15 protein-coding genes are annotated in these 18,204 nt (G+C 42.2%); 9 read left to right on the forward strand and 6 right to left on the reverse strand.

The genetic code is table 11. The features are described from left to right. Positions 1 to 138: 138 nt before the first annotated feature. The 4 genes from eno (at position 139) to A0125_RS04400 (ending at position 2,922) form a co-directional block, all read left to right on the forward strand. A complete protein-coding gene (gene eno / locus A0125_RS04385) occupies positions 139 to 1,437 on the forward strand; it encodes a phosphopyruvate hydratase (protein WP_066752810.1) in 1,299 nt (432 codons plus the stop codon). A gap of 186 nt (positions 1,438 to 1,623) precedes the next feature. Further along, on the forward strand, positions 1,624 to 1,920 hold the full coding sequence (locus A0125_RS04390; RefSeq protein ID WP_066752812.1) for an FtsB family cell division protein: 297 nt from the start codon (positions 1,624 to 1,626) through the stop codon (positions 1,918 to 1,920). Between the two features lie 2 nt (positions 1,921 to 1,922). Further along, positions 1,923 to 2,222 (forward strand): hypothetical protein, encoded by a 300-nt coding sequence (locus A0125_RS15810; protein WP_066752815.1) that lies wholly within the window; start codon positions 1,923 to 1,925, stop codon positions 2,220 to 2,222. A 1-nt stretch (position 2,223) separates the two neighbouring features. After that, positions 2,224 to 2,922, forward strand: coding sequence for an ATP-binding cassette domain-containing protein (locus A0125_RS04400; RefSeq protein ID WP_066752817.1), 699 nt, complete (start codon positions 2,224 to 2,226; stop codon positions 2,920 to 2,922). 112 nt (positions 2,923 to 3,034) lie between these two features. Here the strand turns inward: A0125_RS04400 and A0125_RS04405 are convergent, their stop codons facing one another. From A0125_RS04405 to A0125_RS04415, 3 genes are read right to left on the reverse strand one after another with little or no spacing between them, the layout of a single operon-like run. Beyond that, positions 3,035 to 3,451 (reverse strand): hypothetical protein, encoded by a 417-nt coding sequence (locus tag A0125_RS04405; protein ID WP_066754202.1) that lies wholly within the window; start codon positions 3,449 to 3,451, stop codon positions 3,035 to 3,037. Positions 3,452 to 3,505: 54 nt separating this feature from the next. Continuing rightward, positions 3,506 to 5,161 carry a M28 family metallopeptidase gene (locus A0125_RS04410; RefSeq protein WP_066752819.1) on the reverse strand — a complete coding sequence of 552 codons (1,656 nt, stop codon included), beginning with the start codon at positions 5,159 to 5,161 and terminating at the stop codon, positions 3,506 to 3,508. A gap of 44 nt (positions 5,162 to 5,205) precedes the next feature. Continuing rightward, positions 5,206 to 5,823, reverse strand: a complete 618-nt coding sequence (locus A0125_RS04415) for a SprT family zinc-dependent metalloprotease (RefSeq protein WP_066752821.1) — start codon at positions 5,821 to 5,823, stop codon at positions 5,206 to 5,208. A 97-nt stretch (positions 5,824 to 5,920) separates the two neighbouring features. Here A0125_RS04415 and recN point away from each other — a divergent pair, with 97 nt between their 5' ends. Beyond that, the gene (recN, locus tag A0125_RS04420) at positions 5,921 to 7,576 is read left to right on the forward strand and encodes a DNA repair protein RecN (RefSeq protein ID WP_066752823.1); all 1,656 of its coding nucleotides are present in this window, start codon (positions 5,921 to 5,923) and stop codon (positions 7,574 to 7,576) included. A gap of 34 nt (positions 7,577 to 7,610) precedes the next feature. Further along, positions 7,611 to 9,725 (forward strand): S9 family peptidase, encoded by a 2,115-nt coding sequence (locus A0125_RS04425; protein ID WP_231863126.1) that lies wholly within the window; start codon positions 7,611 to 7,613, stop codon positions 9,723 to 9,725. Positions 9,726 to 9,819: 94 nt separating this feature from the next. Here A0125_RS04425 and A0125_RS04430 read toward each other — a convergent pair whose 3' ends face one another. The 3 genes from A0125_RS04430 to A0125_RS04440 all read right to left on the reverse strand — a co-directional run bounded on the left by A0125_RS04430 (position 9,820) and on the right by A0125_RS04440 (position 12,597). Beyond that, a complete protein-coding gene (locus A0125_RS04430; protein ID WP_066752826.1) occupies positions 9,820 to 10,767 on the reverse strand; it encodes an MlaD family protein in 948 nt (315 codons plus the stop codon). A gap of 70 nt (positions 10,768 to 10,837) precedes the next feature. Beyond that, on the reverse strand, positions 10,838 to 11,668 hold the full coding sequence (locus A0125_RS04435) for an N-acetylmuramoyl-L-alanine amidase family protein (RefSeq protein ID WP_066752829.1): 831 nt from the start codon (positions 11,666 to 11,668) through the stop codon (positions 10,838 to 10,840). A 62-nt stretch (positions 11,669 to 11,730) separates the two neighbouring features. After that, positions 11,731 to 12,597, reverse strand: coding sequence for an N-acetylmuramoyl-L-alanine amidase family protein (locus tag A0125_RS04440; RefSeq protein ID WP_082784904.1), 867 nt, complete (start codon positions 12,595 to 12,597; stop codon positions 11,731 to 11,733). Positions 12,598 to 12,753: 156 nt separating this feature from the next. Here A0125_RS04440 and A0125_RS04445 point away from each other — a divergent pair, with 156 nt between their 5' ends. The 3 genes from A0125_RS04445 to A0125_RS04455 all read left to right on the forward strand — a co-directional run bounded on the left by A0125_RS04445 (position 12,754) and on the right by A0125_RS04455 (position 18,198). Next, positions 12,754 to 15,417, forward strand: coding sequence for a putative LPS assembly protein LptD (locus A0125_RS04445; protein ID WP_197464789.1), 2,664 nt, complete (start codon positions 12,754 to 12,756; stop codon positions 15,415 to 15,417). Positions 15,418 to 15,435: 18 nt separating this feature from the next. After that, entirely contained in the window at positions 15,436 to 16,689 is a 1,254-nt protein-coding gene (locus A0125_RS04450; RefSeq protein ID WP_066752837.1) for a competence/damage-inducible protein A, read from the forward strand. Between the two features lie 105 nt (positions 16,690 to 16,794). Continuing rightward, positions 16,795 to 18,198, forward strand: coding sequence for a dihydrolipoamide acetyltransferase family protein (locus A0125_RS04455; RefSeq protein WP_066752840.1), 1,404 nt, complete (start codon positions 16,795 to 16,797; stop codon positions 18,196 to 18,198). Positions 18,199 to 18,204 lie beyond the last annotated feature (6 nt).

Below are 18,204 nucleotides of genomic sequence, written 5' to 3' on the forward strand. Positions count from 1 at the left end.
TATGTTGTTATCTTTTTGTTAATGCTTGCAGCACTATGGATAATTCCTATCTTTGAAAACTAAGGCAAAGTTTTGTATCTTAGTGTTTTTGATACACTATGTGTGAAAGATATTTTTAGATAACCATATACAGTAAAAATGAGTTTAATAATCGATGTACATGCGCGCCAAATACTAGATTCGCGCGGAAATCCAACCATTGAAGTTGATGTAACCACACAAAATGGTTTTGTTGGTCGTGCAGCTGTTCCATCTGGAGCATCTACAGGAGCCCACGAAGCGGTTGAATTGCGTGATGGCGATAAAGCAAAATATTTAGGGAAAGGCGTGTTGAAAGCAGTAGAGAACGTAAACACGAAAATCTCTGAAGCTTTGCAAGGTGTGGATGTATTCGAGCAAAATGCCATTGACAAAATCATGATTGATTTGGATGGTAGCGAAAACAAAGGCAACTTAGGCGCTAACGCGATTTTAGGTGTTTCTCTTGCTGTTGCAAAAGCTGCCGCACAAGAAAGCCGTCAACCATTGTACCGCTACATCGGTGGTGTCAATGCCAATACGCTTCCTATTCCGATGATGAACATCATCAACGGTGGATCGCACTCTGATGCGCCTATCGCGTTCCAAGAGTTTATGATCATGCCAGTAGGCGCTACATCTTTCTCAGAAGCACTTCGTTGGGGAGCTGAAATCTTCCATACGTTGAAAAAAATCTTGCACGACCGTAACTTATCTACAGCAGTAGGTGATGAAGGTGGTTTTGCACCTACATTCGACGGTACAGAAGATGCGATCGAAACAGTATTGAAAGCGATTGAGCAAGCAGGTTACAAAGCGGGTCAAGACGTATTCTTAGCATTAGATTGTGCTTCTACAGAATTTTTTGAAAACGGTAAATACGATTACTCGAAATTCGAAGGTGCTAACGGAGCGGTTCGTTCTACAGAAGAGCAAGTAAACTACTTAGCAGAATTGACAGAGAAATATCCAATTATCTCGATCGAAGATGGTATGGGTGAAGATGACTGGGCTGGTTGGAAGTTATTGACCGAGAAAATCGGTGATCGCGTACAATTAGTAGGCGACGATTTATTCGTAACGAACACAAAACGTCTTCAAGAAGGTATTGATACAGATACAGCAAACTCGATCTTGGTAAAAGTAAACCAAATCGGTTCGTTGACCGAAACGATCAATGCAGTTTCTTTGGCGCAGCACAATGGTTATACTTCAGTAATGTCGCACCGTTCTGGTGAAACAGAAGATAACACCATTGCTGACTTAGCAGTAGCGTTGAACTGTGGACAAATCAAAACAGGTTCGATCTCTAGATCAGACAGGATTGCAAAATACAATCAATTGCTTCGCATCGAAGAAGAATTGGGTAGCAATGCAAAATACATCGGTAGCGCATTCAAATACGCAACCAAAAAATAATCCGTTTTAGGATTGTTTTCTAAAAGGCTATCAGCGTACGGAAGTACTTTGATAGCCTTTTTTTATCGAACCAAAAAATTAGTGTAGATTTTAGCGCATCGTGCTAGGTGAGCAGTTAAACACGGATTATTATTTATTTTTTGTTTAATGCATTCATATTAATGCGATAATAATATCTTTGTGTCTATGGAGCGCTTCGTCAGTGTAGTTCGAAATAAGTATTTAATTGCCGTTGCGGTTTTTATCGCTTGGATGGCTTTCTTTGATCGGTATGACCTAGCTACGCAATACAACTATCAGCAAGAGCGAAGAAAGCTAGAAGCCGAAAAAGAGTATTACACCAACGAAATCTCTACCATATCTACAGCGATTAAAGATGTCAAATCCAATCCAGACATTATCCAGAAGATCGCCCGCGAAAAATTCAAAATGAAACGAACCAATGAAGATGTGTATATTGTCGAGGAAACGACAGTAGACTAACCATGCGCATTTATTGGCATTTTTATAAAACGATTCTCTTTATCAATATTTTTCTCAGTATAGCATTAGTCTTATTGTTGGGCAACATCTCGTTTTACGCCAGTATGTTTGCTACAGTTGGCTACCTCGTGAGTGTCGGTATTGTCCGATTTTTTGAAAACAATACCATGTATCTGTACTACAATTTAGGTTACAGTCGTTTTCGCTTACAACTAGTAGCCTTTCTGCTAAATTTGAGCGTTGCCATCATCATTTACTTTTTAGTTCATTACTTGTTCGACGAACAAACTTTTATGTATTAGAATGAACGGATCGATACTAAAAGAATTATATATAGATTCTGTAGCGTTTTGTTACGATGCTCGAAAGCCATTACTTACAGGAGGATTTTTACATTGTAAAGTAGGAGAGATTGTCGCGCTGATAGGTCGTAACGGATGCGGGAAATCTACTTTAATGAAAATCTTGTTCGGCGCATTAAAGGCAAAACATAGTTACATTAGACTTAATGGTAAGCGCATCGAAAAGCCCTTCTTATCAAAAGAAGTTTGCTATCTGCCGCAAGATCGCTTTCTGCCCACCGCTATGCGCGTTCGAGAAGCCGTGCGCCTCATGATACCTGAAGAAGAAAAAAGAGTACGTGTTCTACATCACGCAATTATTGAACGAGTAAAAGATAATTTAGTGGTAGACTTATCTGGCGGCGAATGTCGATTTTTAGAAATTGTGCTGCTATTGCATCAACCTGCAACTTTTATTTTGTTGGACGAACCTTTTTCCGGACTATCACCCATCATTAAGGATGAAGTTGCTGCTCAGATCTCGAGCTTTCGAGTACATAAAGGCATTGTGGTATCAGATCATGACTATCACTCTACATTGAGTCTTTGTACCAAGATGGTGTTACTGCAAAATGGTACCTGCCGAACTATAAATGATAAAAAAGAATTAGAGATGTTTTACTTACCAGAAGGCACTTTTTCCGGTCATAATCAGGAATAATAAGCTGTGCTGTTGCGAAGCCTCAAATATAGATTTCAACGTATTAGATAGAAAGTCAAAAAAAAACGCTCAAACATCGTTTGAGCGCTCGACTTACTTTAAAAATCTTGTATTAGCCTAATAAAGACCAAGTAGACCAAGGAATACGGGTTAAGATCAAAATCAATCCAATCACATAAAAAATCAATACCGTTTTATTAGCGGCTTGCGCATCGGTTAGTTTCTTTGCTTTAATATATCCTACAGAGATTAATACAATTGCCAAAAGCATTACCAATGGATGCTCCAAAAAATACAAGCGCGAAAGACTATTTTTCATATTAGCACCCGATACGCTCTCCAATCCCAACGGAGAAACGAAATAAATAATCAATCCAGCCAACAACTGAAGGTGAGCACTAATAAAACCAATCAGTGCAATTTTGCGGTTATATGGTTTTTTGCCTAAATAGTTAGCCAAAGTAATTACAATAGAAATCACCAAAGCGATGAGCAGTACTACAGCCAGTGTAGAGTGTAAATGTTTCATTCCAGTTATCATAAAAATATTAGTACTTCAATAGATTATCTCGGCTCAAATATACTACTTTGATAGCCGTTTGTCGCCTAATTCTTTGAATTCCGATTTGCTTTTAAAATTCGGAAATGCGGTATCCATGCTCAGGCTATAGCCAATGTCAAAAAACAGACGAATATCGGCCAAGATACCAGTGAGATCCCAATGCTCGTTGATCTCATCGTGCACCGTGTGATACGTGCCCGCCAACGCTTCTTTTCTCTTGTTCAGTGCAACGGTATCTGTTTCTAGATAATCGCCGCCGCTCCCCATAAATAAGCCCGGTACGCCTTGTTTCACAAAGTTGAAGTGATCGGAGCGGTAGAATCCGCCCGATGACGGATTTCCAGAATCGACTATTACGCGATCGAATTTTGCAGCCGAACGCGCTACAACATCTTCTAATTCCGTCTGTCCACGACCTACGATAGACACGCCTTTGGTCGCACCAACGGCGTTGAAGGCATCCATGTTTAAGTTGCCGACGGTTTTATCTAATGGAAAAATTGGGTGCTCCGTGTAATATTGCGAACCGAGCAAACCTTCTTCTTCGGCAGTCACCGCCATAAATACGATGGTACGTTCTGGTTGTACTTTTGCCGCTTGGAATGCTTTTGCAATCTCAAACAATGCGGCTACGCCAGCCGCATTATCAATAGCGCCATTGAAGATAGAATCGCCATCCGTGGCTTCGCCTACGCCTAGATGATCCCAATGCGCGGTGTAGATAATTACCTCATCTGGACGCTTCGTGCCTTTTAGTTGTGCAATCACATTGTTGGAGGTCGATTTCCGGATTTTATTTTGCAAAGTTACACCCGTTTTTACGCCCATCTCACGCGCTTTGAATCCTGGCTTTTTGGCGTCTTCCATCGCGCCAGCATCTATGGTACTAATGGCAAAGAGTTGATCGGCAATTGGTGTGGTTATCCAGCTCTGAAATTGTACATTCTGTGCATTTTCTTGGGGTACTAAACTTAGTTGTGGACCAGACCAGCCAGAGCGTACCACGTTCCAACCATAACTAGCGGCATCCGTCTCGTGAATCAGGATCACGCCTGCAGCTCCTTGTCGCGCGGCCTCTTCGTATTTGTATGTCCAGCGACCGTAATAGGTCATGGTATCTGCTTTGAACAAATTCTTGTCGTAACGGCCGGGATCAGAAATCATCGCCACGACGGTTTTTCCTTTTACATCCACATCAGCATAATCGTTCCAGTCAAATTCTGGTGCTACAATCCCAAAACCTACAAATACCAATTCCGAATCACTGACCTGAATCTGCTCATTCAATTGCGGTGAGCCAATCACAAAATCATCCAGATAGCGCGCATTTACTTGCCCTTTTGCACCACTAAAGGTCCAGGTGTTGTTTGTTGGTTTGGCGTCAATCTGCACCATCGGCACTTCTTGAAAGTAAGAATCACCATTTCCCGGTGCTAATCCCAAATCTTTGAATTGTTTTTCTATATACTGTACCGCCAATGTATCACCTTTGGTGAATGGTTTTCTTCCCAGAAAATCATCGGAAGAAAGTTCGGTGACATAGTTGCGATAAGTAGTTTCGGAAATGGCTGCCAGTGCAGCTGAATCCAATGTAGAGGCATCATATTGTTCACTTTGTGAATGGCAGGAAGCCAATGCAAGTAGTGATAATGCTAGAATAGGTAGCGTTTTATACATAATTCAAATATAAGAGTTCTTCGAGATATCCATTGTCGGATAGTTTATGCGGGCGGTACCGGAATCACTTCTGCGATAGGATGAAACAAATAGAATCGGCCCGTCGCCAATTCCACACATTCGAATCGCTTTCTTAACTTTTCCTTTTTCTGGAAAACACGCCCATTTTTCAAGGAGAATACACTGTCGATTGGCACTGATTCGACCGTGATCACTTCACTTGCACCCTGATCGTATTTTTTTAGGGTGCGATACAAATTCAAATCGGTGCAACTCGATGCCGCTGGATTGTCCATGTATTTTACGAGTGCCACCGTCACATCATGTGGCAATACCTGCAACTTGAAGAATGGAGTCATCAAGGTCTTGAAGTTGTTTTTCCATTCCAAACCGTGTGGCTTTACCCGATGTTTGTGCTGTGTCCACGTTTTTAGATGTGCAAACTCGTGCACCGTGGTGATCAGAAATGCGTAAGGATTGAGATCGTGGTTTACCGAGATCTGGTGAGTTTGCCCTTGAAATGGTGCTCGGTAATCGCCGAGTTTGGTGCTGCGCGAACGCGAAATACGAAAACGACATTCGGTATCCACAATCCATTGAGAAATAATGGGTGCTGCGGCTTCGGGCATATATCGGGCGAGTGACTTGGTAAAATCAGGCATTACACAAAAATACGGATTTCCGGCACATTACGCATTCGGGCAACAGTGTATCTAATAAATCCTTTTTATCTTTGGTTACACAATAACCGGACAACGCATGCTAAGAAAGCTTCTGATTAGAAATTACGCTTTGATAGATTCTCTAGATATCGAGTTTGATGATAAGCTAAACATCATTACCGGTGAAACGGGTGCCGGAAAATCCATTATCATGGGCGCACTAGGATTGATACTGGGCAATCGGGTCGAAGGGAAATATGCATTCCACGATGGTAGCAAGTGTATTATCGAAGGATATTTTGATATTCAACAGTATGCATTGCAGGATTTGTTTGACGAGCAAGATCTGGATTACGAGGCGGAAACCATTATTCGTAGAGAGATTAGTCCAGAAGGTAAATCCAGAGCTTTTGTCAATGATTCGCCCGTCACGTTGCAGGTGCTGAAGGCACTCAGCGAACGATTGATCGATATCCATTCGCAGCAAGCGACCACCCAAATCAATACGGAAGATTTTCAATTTCTCGTGCTAGATAGTGTAGCTGGCAATGCAGCAGCGCTCAATGAGTACCATACGCAATGGAAACATTACAAAACGGCGACCAAAACATTGCGGCAGCTGGAAGAGGCTATTGCGAAATCCAACACGGAATTGGATTATAACCAATTTGTGGTGAATGAATTGGATACTGCTCAACTTGCTGAAGGCGAAGTAGATACGTTGGAAGCAGAGCAACTGCAATTGGAGAATGCCGAAGAAATAAAACGCGGATTGCTTCAGTCCATTCATTTGGTAGAAGAATCGGAGCAAAGCATCGTGCAGAGCCTCCGCGACACACAACACGAACTGCAACGGATCTCGACCTATCTGTCGGGAGGAGATGACTTGCTGGCTCGATTGAATAGCAATATTATCGAAATCAAAGATATCGCAGCCGAATTGGTACAGAAAGAACAGTCCATCACGGTAGATGAAGAGCGATTACAATTTGTAAACGAACGCTTGTCTACCCTTTATGGATTGGTCCAGAAATACCGCGTAGCTGATGTCAACGAATTAATCGCATTGGGCGAGAGCCTCCGCGAAAAAATGAAATCGCTCCATAATCAAGAAGAAGAAGTGAGTCGCTTGCAAGAAGAAGTCGCACAAGCCGAACAGCTTAGCCTCGAAGCAGCGCAAGCCCTGTCGGAAAAGCGAAAAAATGTACTGCCCGATATCAAACAAGAAATTGAGAAAACCTTGCAGAAAGTAGGCATGCCTAATGCAGTCTTGGAGATTCAACTCACACAAAACGATATCTTCAATACCCATGGTACAGACAAAGTAGCTTTCTTATTCTCGGCGAATAAAGGGCAATCTCCACAACCAATTCACAAAGTCGCCTCTGGGGGTGAGCTTTCGCGGGTAATGCTTGCGGTGAAATCATTGGTGGCGCGGTCTTCTTCATTACCGACCATTATCTTCGACGAGATCGATACAGGTATCTCGGGCGAGGTAGCGCTACAAGTAGGCGAGGTGATGGATGCATTAGCAGCGCATATGCAAGTGATTGCCATTACGCATCTTCCGCAGATTGCTTCCAAAGGTAAGCGCCATTTTAAAGTATACAAGGAAGATCAAGACGAACGCACACTTTCTCGGATCGAAGCGTTGGCGCCGGAAGAGCGCATCGTCGAAATCGCGAAAATGCTGAGTGGCGCTCAGCCAGGCGAAGCAGCATTGCAACATGCCAAAGAATTGATCGCTGGATAGCGCATCGGATGAATGCAACAAACAACAACACTAAATGACATATACAAAAAACATGTTGGGTGCCTTGCTGGTGATGAGTATCACCACACTCGGGCACGCACAAAATTCGAAAGATGTGCCACAACGAATAAAGCGTACAAAAAATACGGAAGTGGTGAATATCTCTTCCGACCGAAAAGCCTTAACGGCAGAAGATCTGTGGAAGCTAGGTCGCGTGTCGGGCGAACGATTGACTCCCGATGGTAAAAACCTGATCTACGGTGTCGCGCAATACAGTTTTGAGACCAACGCTGCCGAGCGCAATCTATTTGTCGTACCGATAAAAGGCGGAAATCCGACACCACTGACCACAGAAGCTGGATCAGAAACTATTTTGGAGATCAATAGCCAAGGGGAGATCATCTATTTGTACAAAGGTGATCTGTGGAAGATGCAAGCTGATGGTGCTCAGAAAACCAAGCTGACCGATACCGAAGGCAAGCTATCCGACGTGAAGCTTTCGCCAGATAAAAAACATATTCTATATAGCAAATCGGTACTCGTGAATGCGGTGCACAGCCCAGACAAATACCAGGATTTGCCAAAAAGTGATGTATATGTATACGATGATCTGGCTTTTCGGCATTGGGATTCCTTCAATGACGGTCGCTTTACGCATCCGTTTGTAGCCAGCTATGCTGATGGGAAGTTGGGCGAAGGAATTGACTTGCTAGAAGGCAAGCCGTATTATAGTCCGCAAGCACCATTCGGCGGAGCCGAAGATTTTGCGTGGTCGCCAGATAGCAAAGCGATCTTATACGTAGCCAAAAAGAAAGCAGGCAAAGAATATGCTTTAAGTACCAATACCGATATCTATCATTACGACTTGGCGAGCGGACAGGTGAGCAACCTGACTGAAGGAATGAACGGGTATGATACTCACCCGAGTTTTAGTCCTGTCGGAAATCGGCTGGCTTGGTTGAGCATGAAAACGGATGGTTACGAAGCCGATAAGAATGATATTATATTAAAGGATGATGGCGATAAAATTCGACTGAATCTGACGGCACATTGGGATGAAACAGTCAATGCTTTTACTTGGAGCAGAGATGGTAAAAAGATCTATTTCACGGCGCCTGTAAAAGGAACTGTGCAACTTTTTGAAGTACAAGTGCCGAATAAGCTAACGACTAAAGGGCTTCCAAAGATTACACAAATTAGCGAGGGTGAGTTTGATATCACCGGAATCGTTGGAGAGTATGATGGTGGTTTGGTAGTGACTTCTACGCGTCTTACACGTGCTGCAGAAGTTTATCGGTATGATTTTAAATCGCGCGAGCTGAGTGCGATTACGACAGTGAATGATGATGCCTACGCGCACATCGCCGAAACGCCAGTAAAAGGCCGCTTTACCAAAGCAACCGATGGGCAAGATCTTTTTTCGTGGGTAGTATATCCACCGGACTTTGATCCAACAAAAAAATATCCCACCTTATTGTATTGCCAAGGCGGGCCACAATCTGCGGTAACGCAATTTTACTCGCTCCGTTGGAATCTGCAATTAATCGCTTCACAAGGTTATATTGTGATTGCACCAAACCGCCGTGGTATGCCAGGTTGGGGAGTGAAATGGAATGAAGATATTTCTGGAGATTGGGGTGGTCAACCTATTCGCGATTATTTATCTGCGATAGATGATTTGTCTACCGAATCGTATGTCGATACGGCGCGATTAGGTGCGGTTGGCGCAAGTTATGGCGGCTATTCTGTATTTATGTTGGCGGGCGTACACGAAGGTCGATTCAAATCCTTTATTTCTCATTGTGGCTTGTTCAACATGACTTCTTGGTACGGCACAACCGAAGAATTGTTTTTTGCCAACAAAGATTTGGGTGGCCCTTATTGGGACTCAGCCAACGAACAAACGTATACTGCTTTCAATCCGATTAAGCATATCGAAAAGTGGGATGCGCCGATTATGGTGATCCAAGGTGGCAAAGATTTTAGAGTGCCAATCGGTCAAGGTTTGGAAGCGTTCCAAGCAGCACAATTGCGTGGCATTAAAAGTAGACTAGTGTACTTGCCAGAAGAAAATCATTGGGTACTATCTGGTCACAATGCACAGGTGTGGCAACGCGAATTTTTCCGGTGGTTAGCAGAAACCTTATAAAGCAATTTTCAACACACACACACACACACACAAAAAAGAATAGGCCTGCGCGATACGCAGGCCTATTCTTTTGTGTGAAAATATAAAGGGATGATTACTTAGTGTCTTTCTTGCCGAAGATGCTTAGGCGGATATAACGTCCCGGATTTTCTTTGACATCCTTCAGCAAGTTGTCCAAATTCATTGACGCATCGCTAAGGTTGTTATACAATCTATCGTCGTTTAGTAATAAGCTCAACGATCCATCACCGTTTTGAATCTTTTGGGTGATGGCATGTACTTCCTGCATCGCTTTGTTCGCATTATCTACTGTTTCTTTAACTTGTACCTGAGCCAAATTATTAGACATTGTGTCTAGATTATTCAGTATAGAATTGATTTGCCCATCATACCGCTTAAAGTTGTTGGTAATCGACTCGAGGTTCATCATAATTTGCGCCAAGCGCATACGCTCTGAGCCAACTAAACCTTCTACGTCATTTGTAATTTTTTCGACATTACTCAAGGATGTCGATATGCTACGAAGACTTTGCTTAAAATCGCGTTGAAACTCATCGTCCAAGGCCGTATTGACGGCGGTTAGCACAGAATCTACCTTGACTACCAGATTTTCGACCTTGTGTTGCAAAGGTTCCACTTTCTCCATCAAATTTGCCTGAATGTCAGAAAGCAAGGGATCTCCATCACGCGCCATCGTCGTACTGTTGCCCAAGTCAAACACAATGGCTTTACTGCCTAATAAGTCGGCGCTTACAATACGAGCAACCGTATTGGAAGGAATGGCATAATCGTTCTTAATTTTGAATTCGGCACGGATCTTTCCATTGTCCTGCATCTTTAGGCTAGATACTCGCCCAATCTGGTAGCCATTTACCATCACAGGTTTTGATGCAGAAAGTCCATCTACATTATTATATTCCGTGTAGTAAGTGTTTTCAGATGTAAAAACATCGTTGCCCTTTAAAAAACTATAGCCAATAAATAGCAATGCAATGGCAATGGCAGTTAGCGCTCCGACTTTAGTTTCGTTTGAAATTTTCAAAATATTTAGCCTTTAAATGATAGCGTAAGTTTGATTCTTTAGTATGTTAACATTCTAATATAAGAAAAGTTTAACGTTCCATATTTTTTCTATACGTATTTATAGCATTGAATAGATTATCTACTATTTCTTGTTGACCTTGTGCAGACATCATGAATCTCTCTTCTTCCGAATTGCTGATAAAGCCAACTTCAGTTAGTACAGCGGGCATTCCTGCTGTTTTTAATACCGCCAAGGGAAGTTCTTTGACACCGCGATTGACACGGCCTGATCGAGCGTATTCTGCTTGCATATAACTGGCGAGCTTGATGCTTTGATCTCGATACATTTTCTTCAAATATTTAAATACGATATACGTAGAAGGATCATTAGGGTCAAATCCATCATAATTCTCTTCATAATTATCTTCCAAGAGAATAGAAGCATTTTCGCGCATCGCAACATCTTGATTTACCATGCTGTTAAAACCCAAAACGAAAGTTTCTGTGCCTTTTGCGGATCTACTGGAGGACCTGCCCACTGAATTCAAATGGATGGATATAAATAAATCGGCGTGGTGCTTATTAGCCAAGGCCGGGCGCTCATATAATTTTGGATAGCTATCATCATCACGTGTATAGATAACTTTTACTCCGGACATTTCGCGTTCTATCTTTTTTCCGAGTTTCAATGTTATTTGTAAGGCAAGATCCTTTTCGCGAGATTGCGAGCCTACTGCTCCCGAATCGTGCCCGCCGTGGCCTGCATCTAACACGATTGTTTTGATTTTTTGTGCGGGTTTATCAGTGTTTGGTTTTTCCCTAAAACTTCCAAAAACAACAATCAACAGCGTTGATAACGAGAGAAGTAATACAATGTTTTGAATTCTTTGAGGTCGGGTTGCTGAGTGCTCTTGAATCATCAATATACTATGACTTATTAAATAATTGTTAATGTATGTAGAATATTCGTGTCGTATAACAATTAACGTTCCACACTTGTCTTAAAGCGTTTAATAGCAGTAGTTAAGTTACTTACTATCTCGGCTTGTCCGTGGTCCGAGAGCATAAAATTCTCTTCTTCGGGACTACTTATAAAACCGATTTCGGTAAGTACGGCTGGCATTCCTGCGGTAGCCAATACCGCAAGGGAGAGCTCTTGTACGCCACGATTTGCTCGGCCAGATTGTACATATTCTTCTTGCATCATGGTGGCTACTTTGATGCTTTGATCTCTATATTTTCGCTTCATTAGAGAAAATACAATATAAGTGGAAGGATCATTCGGATCGAAGCCGTTATAGTTTTCCTTATAATTCTCTTCTAACAGAATATCGGCATTTTCACGGATGGCGACATCTTGTTGCGCTAGGCGATTATATCCACAAACAAATGTTTCGGTACCGCGTACGTGCGGTCTGCGTGTAACCTGAGTCCGCCCTTTGACTCGGCGTTCTGAGTTTGCCGAATTGCAGTGTACAGAAAGAAAGAGATCGGCGTGATTGTTATTTGCTAGGGCAGTACGTTCGTAGAAAGGTACGTCCACATCGCTATCGCGCGTAAGTAGCACCTTTACGCCGGGCATTTCTTCTTCTATTGCAGCTTTTAATTTTTTAGAAACTTGTAAAACGATGTCTTTTTCTGCTGAAATACGTCCTTTTGCTCCTGGTTTGTCGCCGCCATGGCCTGGATCGATCACCACTAAAGAAAAAGGTTTGTTGATCACATGATTAATGTGCTTAGGCGCATTTTTTTGGGAGGTATATCCGTTTGCATAAACCAAACTGCCGCAAATTAGGGAAGATAGAAATATCGCTCGTATTAAAGAATTAACATTTTTTAGCAAAATCATTTGTCACTTCGTTTAAAAATATACTCATTTTGGTACATGTAAATGGTTTTTCGACGCTCGGTGAAGAATGTTAAAATCGTTCACAGTATCGGTTTTTTAACTATTTTTGCCGGAGAACATATCAACATTATACAAACATAACATTCATAATTTATTTTGAGAGCGTTTACTTCTCTTTTCGGTATGCTTATCCTCGTGTTTGTGAATGTTTTATTCGCTACTGCGCAGGAGGCTAGACCTACACGAGATACTATCCCGTTAAGAGATTCGTCGTTGGTAGATACATTAGGAATTGATACCGCGCAAAATAACTTCAAAGAAGTGACAGGGCGTGATACAGTTGTCATGAAGGATTCTGAGAGCGATTTAGAAACTGTGGTCACGATTGTGGCAAATGATTCTTCGGTGAATGAAGTAAGTCGAAATATTCTTCATCTGTATGGTGGTGCCAAGGTCAAGTATCAAGATTTTGAGTTAGCCGCAGATTACATTCGGTTAGACAGAAATACGAATGTACTTTTTGCTTCGGGTATAAATGATCATAATGGGAAGTATGCTGGGCGGCCGGTTGTAATCATGCCGGGCGAAGGGCCGATTGCAGTGGACTCGTTGTTTTATAACTATAAAACTCAGATACCGAAAACCTTTGGTGTGATGACTGAGGTGGATGGCGCATTTGTACAAGCTAGGGTAGTACGCCGTAACATTTACGAAGAGATGTCATTATTTGATGGTTTGTATAGCACGTGTAACTTACCCGAGCCACATACGCATTTCGGTATCAAGATTTCTAAAGGATTAGTAGTCAAAAATCAGATTATAGCAGGTCCTTCCTATCTCGTCGTACAGAATATTCCAATGAAATTTGTTGCCATTCCTTTTGGTTTTTTTCCAAAGCAAGATAAGCCGGCCTCAGGTATGCTTTTTCCTTCGTTTGGAGAAGATGCGACCCGCGGATTCGCGATGCGTGACCTAGGTTGGTACTTAACTTTTAATGATTATTGGGATACCGAATTTCGAACAAATATTTATTCTAGAGGTGCTTTTGAGGCATCAATGCGTACACAATATATCGTCAACTATAAATTTAACGGTGGTTTCAATCTTAGATATGGATCTACGCCGACTGGTATAGAAGGAACGGAGAGCTATAATCGGGCACAGGATTTTAACGTCACATGGAATCATACACAACGCCAGGAGGCTAATCCGGGAACTTCCTTTTCGGCATCCGTCAACTTTGGTACTAGTTCTTACTTTCGGAATACGGCGGCAAATGGTACAAACGATTTTCGACAATTGACACAAAATAATATGTCGTCTAATATTAGTTATGGTCGTGTGTTTGCTGACGGAAAGGTGAATTTTACCTCGACCATGAGCCACCGGCAAGATATCGCTACTGGAAGGTTGGATTTGGAGTTGCCGACATTCAGCTTAAACGTTTCGACCTTTAACCCTTTTAAATTTGGCGACGGACAAGGAAGGCAGCGATGGTATGAGCGCATTACGGTAGGATATAGTTTGCAAGGAACTAATAAGTTGACTACTACAGATTCGCTATTATTCCGAAAAGAAACGTTGAACGATTTTACAAATGGTATGCAACATACCATTCCGATTGCACTTTCGTTGCAGGTGCTGAAATATTTTCAGTTCAATACCGCGGTTAATTACACCGAAAGGTGGTATTTGCAAAGTATTCGTAATTATAGAGAAAACGATCAACTTGGTTTTCGCGATATGCGTGATACGATTCAAGGATTTCGCCGCGCATACGATTACTCCATGTCTTCAGGGCTTTCTACAAAAGTATATGGTCAATATCCAAAAATAGGTAAAATAGAAGCTATACGACATGTGGTAACGCCATCCGTGAATTTAAACTATCGACCTGACTTTGGTGATCCGCGCTATGGATTTTATAGAGATTATATTAATCCACAGGGGCAAGCTGCACGGTATTCTATTTTCGATGGTGCGATATTCGGCGGTCCGGCCGCAGGCCGTTCTATGGGGATTGGTTTTTCTGTTGACAATAACATTGAGGCAAAAGTTCGCTCAGATAAAGATACTACGGGATCAGGCATTAGAAAAGTAAAAATACTTCAGGGTCTTACTTTTAGTGGTAATTATAATGTGGCAGCTGACTCATTGAAATTGTCCATGATTAGTTTCTCGGGACGTACATCATTATTTAACGAAAAGATCAATCTGAATTTTAATGGTGCATTTGACCCCTATACGTACGATCGAGTAACTGGTACACGCATTAACCGTTTTATGTTGCGCGAAGGTAGCTTGGCACGTCTTACAAATTTTGGTCTGTCTTTCGATTACAGCTTTAACCCAGATGCTTCGCGAAGTCGCAATAATAATATCGATTCACTGAAAAATAATATGCCAGGAATGACTCAAGAGCAAGCCGACGCGCTTGCGCGCGTAAGTCGAGATCCTAATGCTTTTGTGGATTTCAATATTCCGTGGAACTTATCAGGTTCTTTTAGTTTTAACTATGCCAGCGTCTTTAACAGGGAAGAACAGCGCATGGGTAGCAATATAACGAGTACTGTACAATTGCATGGCGATTTTAACGTAACGCCGAAGTGGAAAGTGCAATTCAACGGAGGCTACGATTTTGGTCAAATGCAGGTCGTGATACCGCAGTTTAGTATATATCGAGATTTGCATTGTTGGGAGATGTCCTTTTCGTGGGTGCCGATTGGCCAATTTCAGAGTTACAACGTGACTATACGCGCCAAAGCAGCAATATTGCAAGATTTAAAACTAATGAAGCGCCAAAGTCATTACATTTTCTAGTTTCTAAACTACCGTACTATGCCGATTAAAACAGAAATCATAACCATAGGCGACGAAATTTTACAAGGTCAGATTGTTGATTCTAATTCTGCTTGGATTGCACAGCAATTACTACTGTTAAATATCGCCGTAGTGCATATTGCTACGGTTGCCGATCGCGAGGATGCTATTATTGATGCTTTTGAACAGGCCAAGCAGCGAGCAGATATTATTTTGGTAACGGGTGGTCTTGGTCCTACCAAAGACGATATCACCAAACGAACTGCTGCTAACTATTTTGGCACTAACCTCGTTCGCGATGAGCTCGTATTGGAGCATGTACGAGGAATATTCGCACAACGCAAACGTGCTATGCCTGCTATTAATCAAATGCAGGCTGATGTATTCCAGAATGGAGAAGTCCTGTTCAATGAGCTCGGCACTGCACCTGGCTTATGGTATACGCACGAAGACAAATCATTTGTCTTTATGCCTGGTGTGCCGTACGAAATGAAACACATCATGTCGCAGCATGTGTTGCCAAAATTAGCATCTGTCGCAGACCAAGGGCATATTGTAAATATATATATCCTAACTGCTGGGATTGGTGAATCGCACTTAGCAGAATCTATTCAAGATATCGAAGCCGATATGCCAGATTATATCCGAATTGCGTACTTGCCTAAATTGGGTATGGTACGACTACGGCTAACCGGCGTGAGTAACGATGCTGAAGCACTGAGGGCAGAAATGCAAGTGTTCGCTAATAACATCAAGGCGCGTACAAATGAGTATTTTGTCACTTTCGGAGATGTAGATTTAGAAGGAGCTATCTTGCCACTCATGCATTCGAAAAATTATACACTAGCTACGGCAGAAAGCTGCACTGGCGGTACTATTGCTAGCCGTATTACGGCGATCCCAGGTGCAGGTCATGTCTTTAAAGGCTCTGTAGTGTCCTATACTAATGAGATAAAACAGAAAATGTTAAGCGTTAGTAAGCATGATTTAGAAATGTACGGTGCGGTAAGTGAGCAAGTTGTGAGCGCGATGGCGACGGGAGCATTAAAAAGCTTCGATGTTGACTTTGCTTTAGCGACCAGTGGGTTTGCTGGTCCTGATGGCGGTACAAAAGATACACCCGTGGGCACCATTTGGATTGCGTTAGCTACTAAAACTACCGTAATCACCAGGTTGTTCCATTTTCAGAACGATCGCAATATTAATATCGAACGCACTAGTACACAATGTTTTCTCCTGCTATGGCAAGAGTTGCGCAATTTAGGTTGTTAGGAATAAAATTTTGTATCCACTGCATTCTTAATAATTATATTTTGAATTACCCTACGTTATAAGGAGATTGACTATATTCGTAATTCACTTCAAAAAAGATACACAATGGCACTGCATAAACTTACTCTTCCAAAAATGGGTGAAAGTGTTACGGAAGCAACCGTAACTAAGTGGTTAAAGGAAATTGGAGATCCGATTGCGGAAGATGAGTCTGTATTGGAAGTAGCAACAGATAAAGTGGATTCCGATGTGCCATCTACTAGATCAGGTATCTTGAAAGAGCGTTTGTTCGAAGATGGAGCGGTAGTTCAAGTAGGGGAAGCCATTGCAATCATCGAAACAGACGAGTCTGATCGCGATACCGAACAAAGTAATACTGATACTTCATCCTCTACTGAAGAAGATGATATTCCTGTAGATATTAACGATGTGCCAGGTTTAACGGAGGTAGAATCTACTGTTGAGCAGTCCGATAGTGATAGTACGTCGTCAGGAAAACTGCATGTAGCTGAAAGTTTAGAAAGATTCTATTCTCCACTAGTACGGAGTATTGCGCAGGAAGAAGGAATCTCACTGGCCGAACTCGATCAAGTTTCTGGTAGTGGAGCAGAAGGACGTATTACTAAAGATGATGTACTGAAATATATTGCGCAGAAGAACAGTAAATCTGATGTGAAAGCTATAGCAGATGACGATTCTGATGCATCAAATAGTTTTAATCATGCTATTTCTGAAAGCACAGCCTCTGATGTATCACGCCAGTCGCCGGTCGCCAAACCAGTGGTAGTTGCCAAAGGCGATGGTGATGAAATAATCGAGATGGATAGGATGCGCCGACTCATTGCCGATCATATGGTGAGCAGTGTGCACACATCGCCACATGTATTTTCGGCCGTAGAGGCCGACGTAACCAACCTTGTTAATTGGCGTAACCGTGTCAAAGATGGCTTCAACAAGAGAGAGGGCGAGAATATCACTTTTACTCCACTCATCATTGAAGCTATTTCTAAGGCACTGAAGGATTTTCCGATGATAAACGTGTCGGCAGATGGTTATCAAATCATTCGTCGCAAACACATTAATATTGGTATGGCTACGGCCTTACCAAATGGAAATTTGATTGTCCCTGTCATTAAAGATGCTGATCAATTAAGTTTACTAGGCATTAGTCATGCGGTGAATGACTTGGCACAACGAGCTCGTGACAATAAATTAAAACCCGACGACACGCAAGGGGGTACATTTACGTTTACGAATATTGGAGCTTTTGGCAACATCTTCGGGATGCCGATCATCAACCAGCCGCAAGCCGCAATTTTAGCTGTAGGAACGATCAAAAAGAAACCAGCTGTAATCGAGACCCCAGCTGGAGATTTGATTGGTATTCGTCATTTTATGTACATCACGATGTCGTACGACCACCGCGTAATCGATGGTGCTCTGGGAGGTACATTTATCAAGCGTGTGGCAGATTATTTAGAGAATTGGGATTTGGATCGTACGGTGTAGTACGAT

The sequence above is a fragment of the Sphingobacterium populi genome (genome assembly GCF_001586775.1).
In the GTDB taxonomy this organism is placed as follows: Bacteria; Bacteroidota; Bacteroidia; order Sphingobacteriales; family Sphingobacteriaceae; genus Sphingobacterium; species Sphingobacterium populi.

Coding starts and splice junctions, on each gene's coding strand:
- eno (WP_066752810.1), top strand. CDS start 139: ATGAGTTTAATAATCGATGTACATGCGCGCCAAATACTAGATTCGCGC.
- A0125_RS04390 (WP_066752812.1), top strand. CDS start 1,624: ATGGAGCGCTTCGTCAGTGTAGTTCGAAATAAGTATTTAATTGCCGTT.
- A0125_RS15810 (WP_066752815.1), top strand. CDS start 1,923: ATGCGCATTTATTGGCATTTTTATAAAACGATTCTCTTTATCAATATT.
- A0125_RS04400 (WP_066752817.1), top strand. CDS start 2,224: ATGAACGGATCGATACTAAAAGAATTATATATAGATTCTGTAGCGTTT.
- A0125_RS04405 (WP_066754202.1), bottom strand. CDS start 3,451: ATGAAACATTTACACTCTACACTGGCTGTAGTACTGCTCATCGCTTTG.
- A0125_RS04410 (WP_066752819.1), bottom strand. CDS start 5,161: ATGTATAAAACGCTACCTATTCTAGCATTATCACTACTTGCATTGGCT.
- A0125_RS04415 (WP_066752821.1), bottom strand. CDS start 5,823: ATGCCTGATTTTACCAAGTCACTCGCCCGATATATGCCCGAAGCCGCA.
- recN (WP_066752823.1), top strand. CDS start 5,921: ATGCTAAGAAAGCTTCTGATTAGAAATTACGCTTTGATAGATTCTCTA.
- A0125_RS04425 (WP_231863126.1), top strand. CDS start 7,611: ATGACATATACAAAAAACATGTTGGGTGCCTTGCTGGTGATGAGTATC.
- A0125_RS04435 (WP_066752829.1), bottom strand. CDS start 11,668: ATGATTCAAGAGCACTCAGCAACCCGACCTCAAAGAATTCAAAACATT.
- A0125_RS04440 (WP_082784904.1), bottom strand. CDS start 12,597: ATGATTTTGCTAAAAAATGTTAATTCTTTAATACGAGCGATATTTCTA.
- A0125_RS04450 (WP_066752837.1), top strand. CDS start 15,436: ATGCCGATTAAAACAGAAATCATAACCATAGGCGACGAAATTTTACAA.
- A0125_RS04455 (WP_066752840.1), top strand. CDS start 16,795: ATGGCACTGCATAAACTTACTCTTCCAAAAATGGGTGAAAGTGTTACG.